Raw genomic sequence first — 11801 nt, 5'->3', positions numbered from 1 at the left:
AGCAGATAGGGGGAGATTCTGATGCCTGCAATCGTTGGACCTATTCATATCGAGTCGTTAGGAGGAAACGGTGCAGCTACTTTCGGTGATGTCCTGGCCATTGCCCCTTTGGCTGTAGACCACTCTACTGGCGGTGCGGGAGCCTTTAATTCAGGCGATTATATGTCACTTACAAGTGATCCGAATGCGACGATGCTTTGGGACTTTACATTGTTTGGCCAGCCTCAATCATTTAACGCATAGAAAGACAGCTGATGATCACAGATCAGCTGTCTTTTTTATTTTTCATACACGTATTTTTGAGCTGGGCATATGATGTGGGGAGAAAAGGTGGTGGAAAGATGCCAGCGATTGTTGGACCTATTCATATTGACCGTGTGATTGGAAATGGTTCTGCACATTTCGGTGATGTTTTTGCCATTTCGCCAAAAAGTGTCGATCACTCCGCCGGTGGTTCAGGTACCTATAATGCAGGGGACTTTGTCCAATTTTTTAACAGTCCAAACGTTACGTTTGTGTGGGATATAGACCTGATTAGCCAGCAAAAGAGCTTTAATGCGTAGCCAGCTTTGAAAGGGAATTCCTTTTCAGAAGCTGTCTTTTTTTATGGTACAATGGATATGGATGTAAGAAGAAAAAAGAGGTGTGAATAGAGTCAAATGAAAATTAGAAAAGCACACATCGCAAGCGGACAACCAAAGACCTACAATGTATATTTACATGAAAATAAAAAAGAATATAAAACGCTTGTTGCCGTACCTGACATTGAATGGAGTATTTCCATTGCGTATGAGGACGAAAAAGAGCAGCTCATCCATACGCTTGAACAATCCTTAATGGAAAGAGTAGAAACAGATGAAGCACGTGACCTCGCACTCAAGGTTGTGCACTGGGTCACAGAAATGTAAATTTAGAAACCAGGAGTGAACACAGCGATGAAAGAAGAATCCGTAGACTTTTATTTGCAGCAAGGGATATTTGGACATGCTGAAACAAAACCAGATGAACGAAGAATGTTTCTCGGTTCATTAAGGGAACGAGCGCTTCTCGCCCTGACAAAGGGACAGGTATCAAGAAATAAACCGTATCATGAGGTCGAACAAATATTGAAGACCAATCGCCAGGCCACAGTTCTTTTAAATGGTGAATTGTCCTATGCTTCCTATTCTCAATATGTCAAAATGGCAAATGCCGCTGGATGTTCGTTTAAAGTGGTGAATCATCATGAAGCGCACTCTCCATTTGGTCTTGTCATAGAGATGCCAAGTGCGGTCAATCAAGAGCACATCTATCTAAAAGATGAGCTGTTTCAAAAAGCTTTTTCTCACGAATCTGTTGAATAGGTTTCCCTAGTGAAATGAATAAGCTATAATGATTCAAAAGAGCATATGGGAGAGATGCGGATGGGCAAAGCGTTGATTTGTATTGATTATACAGTTGATTTTGTTGCAGACGATGGAAAACTGACATGCGGAAAGCCTGGACAGGCGATTGAGTCTAAGATCACAGAGATCACTTCTTCATTTATTGATGAAGGCCACTTTGTCGTCTTTGCTGTCGATCATCATGAAGAAGAGGACCCTTATCATCCAGAGACAAAGTTATTTCCGCCCCATAATATTCGCGGAACAGAGGGTATTGAACTTTATGGACAACTAAGTTCACTATTTCACACGTCAAAACATTTAAAACATGTCTACTATATGGAAAAAACAAGATACTCTGCTTTTGCAGGCACTCAATTAGAAATGAAACTGCGCGAGCGCGGCATCACGGAACTTCACTTAGCCGGCGTATGTACCGATATTTGTGTACTTCATACAGCTGTTGATGCGTACAATAAAGGCTTTGAACTTGTGATTCACCAAAATGCTGTGGCGAGTTTTAATGAAGCGGGGCACGAGTGGGCACTTTCTCACTTTGAGCAGTCGCTTGGTGCGAAAGTGGTTAAGTAAGGGAAGGAGAATGGAAGTTGGAGCATCGGTTTAATGACGACAGTTTATCACTACATACAGATCTTTATCAAATTAACATGGCAGAAACGTATTGGAGAGACGGCATACATGAGAAGAAGGCAGTCTTTGAACTCTTCTTTAGAAAGCTTCCATTTGACAATGGCTTCGCTGTATTTGCTGGCTTAGAGAAAGCGATTGAATATTTATCGGACTTTTCCTTCACTGAAAGCGATCTCGCGTATTTAAAAGATGAACTTGGTTATAAAAGCGATTTCATTGACTATTTAAGCGGATTGTCCTTTACAGGTACACTTCATTCAATGCGAGAAGGGGAAATTGTCTTTGCGAATGAACCGATTATGCGCATCGAGGCAACGCTTGTTGAAGCCCAGTTAATCGAAACAGCATTGCTTAATATCGTGAATTTCCAGACGCTGATTGCAACAAAAGCGGCTCGGATTAAAGGAATCATTGAAGATGAGACAGCATTAGAATTCGGAACAAGACGGGCACATGAAATGGATGCGGCGATGTGGGGAGCAAGAGCGGCACTCATCGGTGGCTTCCAGGCAACAAGTAATGTTCGTGCTGGGAAACGCTTTAACATCCCTGTATCAGGAACACATGCTCACGCACTTGTACAAGCATACCGCGATGAATATACAGCATTTAAAAAATATGCTGAAACACATACAGACTGTGTCTTTTTAGTCGATACGTATGATACTGTCAGATCAGGTATTCCGAATGCGATTAAGGTAGCGAAAGAATTTGGAGACAAAATCAACTTCATCGGTGTCAGACTTGATAGCGGGGACCTTGCATACTTGTCTAAAAAAGCTAGAACAATGCTGGATGAAGCAGGATTCCATGATGCAAAAGTCATTGCATCAAGCGATCTTGATGAACACACCATTATGAATTTAAAGGCACAGGGCGCCAAAATTGATGTGTGGGGTGTTGGGACAAAACTGATCACAGCATTCGATCAGCCAGCTCTCGGTGCAGTGTATAAGCTGGTGTCCATTGAAGAAAACGGTAAAATGAATGATACCATCAAAATTTCATCCAACCCAGAGAAAGTGACAACACCTGGCCGTAAACGGGTGTACCGCATTATCAATCAATTGAATCATCATTCTGAAGGTGACTACATTGCGCTTGAAGAGGAAGATGTTCATAGTGAGGATAAACTAAAAATGTTCCATCCCGTGCATACATTTATTAGTAAATTCGTGACAAACTTTGTGGCGAAAGATCTTCACGTACCGATTTTTGAACAAGGTAAACTTGTCTATGACAATCCAGATATTCAAACGATTCAAGCCTACGTGCAGGACAGTCTTGGACTCTTCTGGGAGGAATACAAACGAATCAGCAAACCAGAAGAATATCCAGTCGATTTGAGTCAAAAATGCTGGGATAATAAAATGCAGTTTATCCATGATGTGAAAAATAAAATCAAAAAAGAGCTTTATGAAAGCGAATGATTAGAAGAAAGGGAGATCATCAAGCCAGATGGTCTCTTTTTTTAATTTTGACCGATTGAAAATGAACTAAAAGCGCAATCATTTGGTATACTGAAAGCACATCTTGTTTGTCATGGCATAAAGGAGGATTGGAGCAGTTGAGGGTGTTTGTTGCGAGACAGCCTATTTTTAACAGAAAAGAACAAGTCGTATCATATGAGCTGCTTTATAGAGATAGTGAAACCAATACATATAGCGCTGAAGACGGTGATCAAGCGACAACGGACCTCATTATCAACAGTTTTCTAAATATCGGCATCGAAACACTGACAGAAGGAAAACGATGCTACATTAATTTCACCGAAAGCTTGCTTTCATCTGATCTGCTCACCTATTTTGATCCGCATCAGCTTGTGATCGAGATATTAGAAAATGTACCGATTACCCCGGCACTTATTATGAGATGTAAGCAGTTAAAAAAATGGGGATATACGATTGCACTCGATGATTTCTTCCTAAACGGAACACATTATAGTGACAAGCTGCTTGAGGAACTCCTCTATTGCATTGATATTTTAAAAATTGACTTTCTGAAAACAACAACGCAAGAACGAAGAGCTATTCTGAATACGTATAAAAAGTATCGCCTTCGATTTCTAGCAGAAAAAGTAGAAACGAGAAGAGAATATGAAGAAGCGCTAGAAGCGGGTTTCCACCTGTTTCAAGGGTATTTCTTTAGTGAGCCGCATGTGATATCAGGACGAGCATTATCGACCAGCTTCCATGCGTACCATCAGCTTTTAAATGAGTTAAGCAAGGACCAGCCGAATATCCAGACCGTGACCCATTTTATTGAAAGTGACCTTTCGCTATCATATCAATTATTAAAAATGCTGAATTCAGGCGGCATGAGACGTCTATATCAAATTAAGAGTATCCGGCAGGCGATTATCCTGCTTGGATTTAATGAAATTCGGCGCTGGATCTTTATCCTTTCATTTAAAGAACTGAATGTCCAAGCTAACTCAAGCCAAAAAGAAATTATCAAAATGTCATTCATTCGTGCCAAAACGTGTGAACTGATTGCTTATCGGACTGAACGAGAGCACCCTGCCTCTTATATGCTGACAGGCATGTTTTCTCTCATTGATACACTTGTCAGGGCAGATATCACAGAACTTGTGAAGGAGCTGCCGCTTTCTGATGAAGTTGGCGAGGCACTGCTTGGCTATGAAAATGATTATTCTTTTGTGCTAGGTGTGGCCAAACGTATTGAACGAAATGAATGGGATGATGAAATGTTTGATGGAAATCTCCCGAAACAGGAAGCCTATGGCTGTTATATAGAAGCCATTGAATGGTGCCATAAAATGTTTGAATCTTAAGAAAAGCCGCTCGTGTGAGAGCGGCTTTTTCTTTGTCATGCCCACTGTAAAAGAAGGAAAAGTCTGCTGGAGGCAAGAGACAAGTAGATTCGAATGCCTTCTGGACTAAAGCGGATATCAATACCGCTTTTCACCCCGATTTGCTTCAGCATTCGGATGACACTTGTCGAATCAGATCGCTCAGCAGCCTCCATGATGCGCTGCGCAAACGGAAGAGAGCTGGAAATTTGCTGCGTGATGAGTGAAGCATCAGCAACGAGACGGGCTGATTCCTTTGCGGCTCGTTGAAATGAGTGGGCATCAACTGGAGGAAAAGTCATTGGCGTGCGCGGCGGGTATGCGTTGCTCATTGCGGGAACCTGCAAAGCAGGATAAGGTACATAGTAAAACACATGGTCACCTCTTCTCTCATTGGCGTGAAATTGGACGGATATCTGTTCTAAATGTATGTAGAAAATCAGAATAAAGAATCAAAATGATCTTTCTATCTTTGTAATTCCAGCATAAAAATAGGTACTTTTGCGGTCAATTTCGGTGAATGTCGCCAAAAAATTGCGGTGTCCACAATAGCGTCTGTCGTCTGACCTATGACACGCAAAACCGAAGATATAGAGGGGATCGTACGTTCTGTTGGGAGGGAAGTGTGACGAATGATGCCTATTCCTGTCGCAAAAATGACGCAATTCCTTTGAAATTGAGATAAAAGTATGATTTGAAAAGTCAGAAAATGATGAAAAAAGACCTATTGAATTTTGCGGTATCGCGCACACGTTTTGTGCATACTTTTCGGTGAAAAAATACTCAATTACATTTACACTGTTAGTAACAGATCAAATACTTATGACCCAATCACCATACACAAATACATTGATCTTCCAAAAAAGGAGAGTGGAATCGATGGAAAAGTATGAAATCGAAGAGCTTAAACAATTATTATGGAAACTTGAAAACGAAATCAGAGAAACAACGGCTTCTCTTCATAACATTAACAAAAGCATTGATCAATACGACAAATATGAATATGTGAAAATTTCTTAAAGACTTGATAATCATCAAGTCTTTTTTTTATCCAAATACATACAAAAAAAGGATATATTATTATATAATTGTTAAATAGCGATGTCAGTGGACATTTGCTCATGTCTTTTTAGTAAAATAAAAGACGAAAGGGTGAGGTACAAGATCGAGTATGCTAAACTATCTAGAGAATACAAAAATCAAGCAGAATATGTCTGATTTTATTCAACATGCAGTCAGGCAGAATGATTTACAAAAGCTGCTTCTGAAATTTACAGATAGAAAAAAAGAATTTCCTCTTGGTCAATTGGCTTACCAGCATTATGAGGCATTTGGCGGACAAGACAAGCAAGCGATTTCAAAACTGGCAGCAGGGATTGAACTTCTCATTTTATCTGCCGATATATTAGATGATATTGAAGATCAGGACAATGATTCGTATCCTTGGATGAACGTCGACCAAGGAGTGGCCATCAATGCATCTACGTATTTGTATACGGTGAGTATCCAATTCATCACATCAATATGTGAAAATAATTCTCAACTAATAGAGAAATTGTTCCATTTCATCAAAATGTCAATGGAAGGGCAGCACGAGGATTTGCGTCATTTGCATGGAACAGAAGAAGAGTGTGTAGAGGTTTTAAGGAGAAAATCAGGATCTTTAACAGCTCTTTCTAGCGTACTGGGTGTTTATTTAGCGACAGGAAAAATAAACGCCACTGTGGAATCTTATTCGATATATTATGGTGTTGCTGAACAGATCAGTAACGATTTTTTTGCGTTATTTTCAAAATCAAACGGAGATTTTCAAAAAAAACAAACGCTGGCATTCAGTTATTTACAAAGACGTTTTAACGATGCCAGTCAAGAGCTTCTTTCCTTCTTTTCTAACCGGCTGGATGAGTCAGAGCAAAAGCCGTTTCAACTGAAGCAGAAATTACTTGAAGCTGGTTTGACTCAGTACATGGTATCGATGAGAGAGATTATGCTGTTAAAAATGAAGCGAGGAATTGAACAACTTGATTTACCTAAAACGAAGAAGGAACAATTATATGCATTTATGACAAAGGAGGGCAATGATTGAACATTCAAAATATCATTGCACATCTAATGAAGAACCCAGTTGTGATCAATGAATTGAAATCTGGAAATGCAAGTTTAATTCATGCAGATGCACAAACAACCGCAGCCATTATAAAAGGTGTAGAAAAAGGATACATGAGTGCGAAATACATCTGGGAGTATTAATTTTAAGATCCAACCTGTATGATTATTTAATGATCTTTTCTTAAGGATGTTTTAAACATGAAGCTTACCTATACAAAATTGTCCACATTTCTTGTGTTTTTGTCTTTTTTATTTGTGATCTATATTTCATATATCTATGTATTTGATATTTTTAATGGTGCACGTGTAGAAAAGAATGAAAATGGTCAAACGGAAGTTGTTGACGTTGAATATCTTTCTTTAGCTTATTCGTCAGGGTTAAAAGAAGGAGATATTATTTTAAAAATAAACGGACAATCTAATTTAATTCAAGATCATATGATTAATGGTAAGCTTAGAAATGTACAAAGAATTGATATTCAAAGAGGAAACCAAATTATATCACTTAAAAATAAAACATTGATTGGTCGAGAAAGCTTATTTATCTATTTAATCCCTCTTCTTCTATATTCAATATGCTTATTCTGTATCTTTTTTATTATTAAAATCAACAAAGAGCCGCAACGAAAATCTGCATTTTTATTAATTTTATTCTTATTGTCAATTTGTGTTGGATATCTGAGTGCAGGTACTTCAGGAATTGGTGATAGATTTAGCCATTATGTTCTCTTATTGTGTTTATCGAGTGTATCCATCTTATATATTCATTTTATCTATCAATACTTCAAAGAATTTGATGTGCACTTAACGAACTCAAAACTAATCAGGTGCTTATACTTAATACCTATTTTTAATCTTGCAGTACATAGTGGAGTTTCGGTGTCATCTGAATTGAGAAAATATGTTCCAAGCATCAGTTTGCTGTTTTTTTTCGGAACAGTTTTAGTAGCACTTTATTTAATAGTCAGAGGCATGAAGAGATATAAAAAAACAGCACATGGTTCAGTTTTAAAGTTTTTTGCTATTATAAATGTTTTGTCGTTCAGTCCATTTATTTTATTTTTCGTTATTCCCTATGTATTTTTTGATAAGTATTTGATTGATCCTTTTATCCTGACGTCTATCGTTTTGTTAATTCCTTTTTCACTCGTGTACCAATTTATGACGAACAAACTTTACAATATGGATTTTCTAATTAGTAGACTGAGATACTATGGCTTTCTAGCCATTACACCAACCATTTTCGTTGTAGTCACGTTTTACATTCTGCAAAAACCAGAAGATTTGAAGTACACACTGAAGCTCGCATTAATCACTTATACTCTCATGCTGGCTGTTTTTTATTTCAAAGAAATTCTAGATTTCCGTTTTCGATTGAAGCGTTTTTCAGAGAAGCATAATTATCAGGATAGTGTATTTAAATTTACACAGCTCATTCGTGAGGCGTCATCACTCCATCAAGTATTGTATCATTTAAAATACACCATCTTAGAAGTACTTGTTGTGAACAAAGCCTTTGTGCTTGAAGTGAAGGCAGATGGACAAATTGTTGAAATTGATGAATCAATAGAAGAAAGCCAGCTATGGAAAGAGTATGTGGATCAATTTCAAGATATTTTAGGTGAAGTTGGAAAAATCATTGCGCTTGATAAAGGATTCATGATGAAAATTGGTGAGCGGGGCGGTCACTCTTTTGTGATTTGCTGTTTATCTAATTTACGGACACCGAAATTGTCGCGTGATGAGATTTCTTGGTTGAAAACATTGGCATTTTACACCAGTGTCAGTTTAGAAAATGTCGTCAAGATCGAAGAGTTGATGGAGCATCTTGACGATTTGAAACAGCGCGAGGCCAATCCTGCCTGGCTGAAGAAAATCATGTTTGCTATGGAAGAAAAGCAGCGTTCAGATTTAGCGAGAGATCTTCATGATTCCGTGCTGCAGGACTTGATATCACTAAAAAGGCAGTCGGAAATGTTTTTAACGAATTTCCAAAATAACCAATGCCCGACATCTATTGAAAATTCGCTTATCTCATGGAATGATCAAATGTCCAAAGTGATTCAAACGACGAGAGAAACGTGTCATGAGCTTCGGCCTCAGCTGCTGTATGATTTAGGTTTAGTAAAGGCGATATCGAAGCTGACTTCTCAAATTCAGGAGGAAGCACCGTTTCATATTAGGCTGAATACGACACGCTTTGATAAAGAATTGGACATTGATATTGATTCACAGCTGAATATTTACCGAATTGTTCAGGAGTTGTTATCCAACGCCCTGAAGCACTCTAAAGCCACTCAAGTGTTAGTGATGCTGATTTGTATTAAAGATCAGGTTGTTCTTCACTATGAGGATGATGGAGTCGGTTTTGATGCAAGTCATCTTGATCAGCACACAATGAGCATGGGGCTTTCGGGAATTAGAGAACGAGTCAAAGCATTAAATGGAAAGCTTCAAATTCACACAGCCCCGGGGAAAGGGCTTAAGGTGAAAATTGAAATGGAATTGTAACCATTTATTAAGGATTAAGACTTGGCATCAGCCAAGTCTTTTATATAAAATGGAAGTGAGTGATTTAAAGGGAGGAAGACATGAAGAAGATATTGGTCATTGATGATCATCCGGCTGTCATGGAAGGGACAAAAAGCATATTAGAATCAGACCAGCAGCTATCAGTCGATTGTTTAAGTCCTGATGCAGAAGCCGCCTTTTTAAAGACGCATGACTTTTCCATCTATGATGTGATTTTAATGGATTTAAATCTCGGGGATATCAATGGAATGGACATAGCGAAACAAATTTTAGAAACCAACCATCAAGTGAAAATTATCATTTATACAGGGTATGAAGTAGATGATTATTTTGAAGAGGCTATTCGGGCTGGATTACACGGTGCAATTAGTAAAACAGAGACGAAAGACAAAATTATTGAATACATACACCGGACATTGCAAGGAGAAGTTGTCATTCAGCTGTCCTATTTAAAGAAATTGATTTCACAGCAGCAAGAAAAGCCAGAACAAGCGCAGCAGACTGACCACGATCTCTTAACGGAACGGGAGTGTTTGATCCTTAGAGAAGTGGAAAAAGGATACACGAACCAGGAGATTGCCGATGTGCTTCATTTGAGCAAACGGTCAATTGAGTACAGTTTGACATCCATCTTTAATAAGCTGAATGTTGGATCTCGTACAGAAGCGGTGTTAATTGCCAAGTCTGAAAGTGTGCTGTAAACGTGTGAAGGGAGAGGGCCTTAATGAATGTGAGCGGATCAAATACACTGCTTGAGGCACTAGGCATTGAGATTGTAGAGTGCAATGAATCACGATGCGTTGCAACAATGCCAGTCGATCACAGAACAAAACAGCCATTTGGACTACTGCATGGAGGAGCATCTGCTGCTCTAGCAGAAACAGTGGCGAGCATGGGGGCTGCGGCTCATTTAGACTTAACACAGCAAGTTTGCTCAGGTATTGAAATCAATGCCAATCATTTAAAATCTGTACGCGATGGAGTTGTGACAGCGACAGCTGTTCCTGTGCATATAGGACGGCGTACAATGGTATTTCAAATCGATATAAAAGATGATCGAGACCGGCACATCTGTACGTCCAGATGCACACTTGCTGTCATTGATCGCATATAAAAAAGCTCCCGGTGCAGCGGAAGCTTTTTTTATATGCACGTTGAGCGATAAAAAAAGAATGGCCCAACATATCAGGCCATTCTTTTTTCGCTTTTTATAAATAAGAATCTTCTTTTCGTTTAATTACAAAGTTACGGAAACCGCCATAATCATCTTGTACACTGCGTTTGTCGAGCTTAACACCAGTATTGTAGGCGGCTCTTCCGATTAAGTGTGCGCCGACTGGTGCTGTCAGGAAGATGAATACGATGCCGAGAAGGATTTTTGCAGAAATAACGCCTGCAAGAAACCATTCATGAAAAAACACACCTACTAAAATCAGAACAACGCCAAGTGTCGATGCTTTTGATGCAGCATGCATACGTGTGTAAACATCCGGCAGTCGAAGGACACCAATAGCTGAAATCAAACAGAGGATAGCGCCTAGCAGGATAAAGAAAATGACGATGGCTTTAGCGATGACGATCATTTTCAATCACTTCCCCTTTCTCAAGAAATTTGGAAAAAGCAACAGTACCGATAAAGGCAAGGATACCGAGCAGTAAAATAATCTCAAAGAATGCAGTGGTTTTCAGTAAAATTGAAACGATGGCTGTCATCCCAATTAAATTGATTCCTATCGCATCAAGCGCACTCACACGATCAGGAATAGAGGGCCCTTTGATCACTCGTATCACAAAAAGCAAGGTAGACAGCGCAAGAATGCCAAGTGAAATTTGCAAAATGAGTTCCATTACTTACCGCTCACCTCCTGAATCGCTTTCTCAAATGAAACCCGGATATCGTGAATGGCTTTTTCAGCATCCTCAATATCCATCGCATGAATGTATAAAATGGAACGATCGTCGGAAATATCAATCACTAGTGTTCCTGGTGTCAATGTAATCATATTAGCCAGTATGGTGATTTCCCAATCTGTTTTCAAATCCGTACGAAAGGCGAAAATTCCGGGTTTAATCGTGAGCTTTGGAGATAATACGGTCTTTAATACACTTAAATTGGCAAGAAGCAGCTCGCGAATAAAAATGATGATAAGCTTGAAAATCGCATAAAGGGCATAGCCGTAAAAACGCTGCGGGAAAAATCGCCGCAGCATAAAAATGGCGATCATCCCTAATGCAAAACCTGATACAAAGTCTGCGGCTCTGTATGTATCATTCATAAACATCCATGTAAAGGCGAGGAGAGCGTTTAGTAATATTTGAAAGGCCATGTTCAT

At 39.1% G+C, this 11801-nt stretch carries 17 protein-coding genes; 13 read left to right on the top strand and 4 right to left on the bottom strand.

Translation table 11 applies throughout. From position 1 onward, the window contains the following. Positions 1-21: 21 nt before the first annotated feature. The 7 genes from QSJ46_RS00595 to QSJ46_RS00565 all read left to right on the top strand — a co-directional run bounded on the left by QSJ46_RS00595 (position 22) and on the right by QSJ46_RS00565 (position 4809). Entirely contained in the window at positions 22-243 is a 222-nt protein-coding gene (locus tag QSJ46_RS00595; protein ID WP_003213446.1) for a spore germination protein, read from the top strand. A gap of 98 nt (positions 244-341) precedes the next feature. Next, the gene (locus QSJ46_RS00590; RefSeq protein ID WP_047203373.1) at positions 342-563 is read left to right on the top strand and encodes a spore germination protein; all 222 of its coding nucleotides are present in this window, start codon (positions 342-344) and stop codon (positions 561-563) included. Positions 564-659: 96 nt separating this feature from the next. Further along, positions 660-908 carry a YueH family protein gene (locus QSJ46_RS00585; protein ID WP_047203315.1) on the top strand — a complete coding sequence of 83 codons (249 nt, stop codon included), beginning with the start codon at positions 660-662 and terminating at the stop codon, positions 906-908. A 27-nt stretch (positions 909-935) separates the two neighbouring features. Next, positions 936-1343, top strand: a complete 408-nt coding sequence (locus QSJ46_RS00580) for a YueI family protein (RefSeq protein WP_047203314.1) — start codon at positions 936-938, stop codon at positions 1341-1343. A gap of 60 nt (positions 1344-1403) precedes the next feature. Continuing rightward, positions 1404-1955, top strand: a complete 552-nt coding sequence (locus tag QSJ46_RS00575; protein ID WP_024425949.1) for a cysteine hydrolase family protein — start codon at positions 1404-1406, stop codon at positions 1953-1955. Between the two features lie 17 nt (positions 1956-1972). Continuing rightward, positions 1973-3445, top strand: coding sequence for a nicotinate phosphoribosyltransferase (locus QSJ46_RS00570; RefSeq protein ID WP_024423327.1), 1473 nt, complete (start codon positions 1973-1975; stop codon positions 3443-3445). 137 nt (positions 3446-3582) lie between these two features. Then, positions 3583-4809, top strand: a complete 1227-nt coding sequence (locus QSJ46_RS00565; protein WP_047203313.1) for an EAL and HDOD domain-containing protein — start codon at positions 3583-3585, stop codon at positions 4807-4809. Between the two features lie 35 nt (positions 4810-4844). On the opposite strand, the gene QSJ46_RS00560 is transcribed toward QSJ46_RS00565, so the two are convergent. Further along, complete coding sequence (locus tag QSJ46_RS00560) at positions 4845-5201, bottom strand: YuzC family spore coat inner layer protein (RefSeq protein ID WP_052773115.1); 357 nt, start codon at positions 5199-5201, stop codon at positions 4845-4847. A gap of 505 nt (positions 5202-5706) precedes the next feature. On the opposite strand from QSJ46_RS00560, the gene degQ reads away from it, so the two are divergent. The 6 genes from degQ to QSJ46_RS00530 all read left to right on the top strand — a co-directional run bounded on the left by degQ (position 5707) and on the right by QSJ46_RS00530 (position 10582). Further along, positions 5707-5847: a degradation enzyme regulation protein DegQ gene (degQ, locus tag QSJ46_RS00555; protein WP_003213123.1), complete on the top strand. Its 141-nt coding sequence runs from the start codon at positions 5707-5709 to the stop codon at positions 5845-5847. 151 nt (positions 5848-5998) lie between these two features. Continuing rightward, the gene (locus tag QSJ46_RS00550; protein ID WP_126682268.1) at positions 5999-6913 is read left to right on the top strand and encodes a polyprenyl synthetase family protein; all 915 of its coding nucleotides are present in this window, start codon (positions 5999-6001) and stop codon (positions 6911-6913) included. Continuing rightward, on the top strand, positions 6910-7077 hold the full coding sequence (locus tag QSJ46_RS00545; RefSeq protein ID WP_285604135.1) for a competence pheromone ComX: 168 nt from the start codon (positions 6910-6912) through the stop codon (positions 7075-7077). The genes QSJ46_RS00550 and QSJ46_RS00545 overlap by 4 nt, the downstream gene beginning before the upstream one ends. A 57-nt stretch (positions 7078-7134) precedes the next feature. After that, complete coding sequence (locus QSJ46_RS00540) at positions 7135-9447, top strand: ATP-binding protein (protein WP_126682267.1); 2313 nt, start codon at positions 7135-7137, stop codon at positions 9445-9447. A gap of 80 nt (positions 9448-9527) precedes the next feature. After that, positions 9528-10169, top strand: a complete 642-nt coding sequence (gene comA, locus QSJ46_RS00535; RefSeq protein ID WP_024423322.1) for a two-component system response regulator ComA — start codon at positions 9528-9530, stop codon at positions 10167-10169. A gap of 23 nt (positions 10170-10192) precedes the next feature. Continuing rightward, complete coding sequence (locus tag QSJ46_RS00530) at positions 10193-10582, top strand: hotdog fold thioesterase (RefSeq protein ID WP_047203310.1); 390 nt, start codon at positions 10193-10195, stop codon at positions 10580-10582. A gap of 94 nt (positions 10583-10676) precedes the next feature. On the opposite strand, the gene mnhG is transcribed toward QSJ46_RS00530, so the two are convergent. From mnhG to QSJ46_RS00515, 3 genes are read right to left on the bottom strand one after another with little or no spacing between them, the layout of a single operon-like run. Continuing rightward, positions 10677-11051, bottom strand: coding sequence for a monovalent cation/H(+) antiporter subunit G (mnhG, locus tag QSJ46_RS00525; protein ID WP_024423320.1), 375 nt, complete (start codon positions 11049-11051; stop codon positions 10677-10679). Further along, positions 11035-11316 (bottom strand): Na(+)/H(+) antiporter subunit F1, encoded by a 282-nt coding sequence (locus tag QSJ46_RS00520; RefSeq protein WP_039181117.1) that lies wholly within the window; start codon positions 11314-11316, stop codon positions 11035-11037. The genes mnhG and QSJ46_RS00520 overlap by 17 nt, the downstream gene beginning before the upstream one ends. Further along, on the bottom strand, positions 11316-11795 hold the full coding sequence (locus tag QSJ46_RS00515; protein WP_024425941.1) for a Na+/H+ antiporter subunit E: 480 nt from the start codon (positions 11793-11795) through the stop codon (positions 11316-11318). Before QSJ46_RS00515 ends, QSJ46_RS00520 begins: the two co-directional genes overlap by 1 nt. Positions 11796-11801: the final 6 nt, after the last annotated feature.

Origin of the sequence: Bacillus sp. YKCMOAS1, from assembly GCF_030268125.1 — a bacterium.
Lineage (GTDB): Bacteria > Bacillota > Bacilli > Bacillales > Bacillaceae > Bacillus > Bacillus safensis.
The sequence above is the reverse complement of the archived record's forward strand: the minus strand, read 5'-3'. Positions and strand labels throughout refer to the sequence as shown.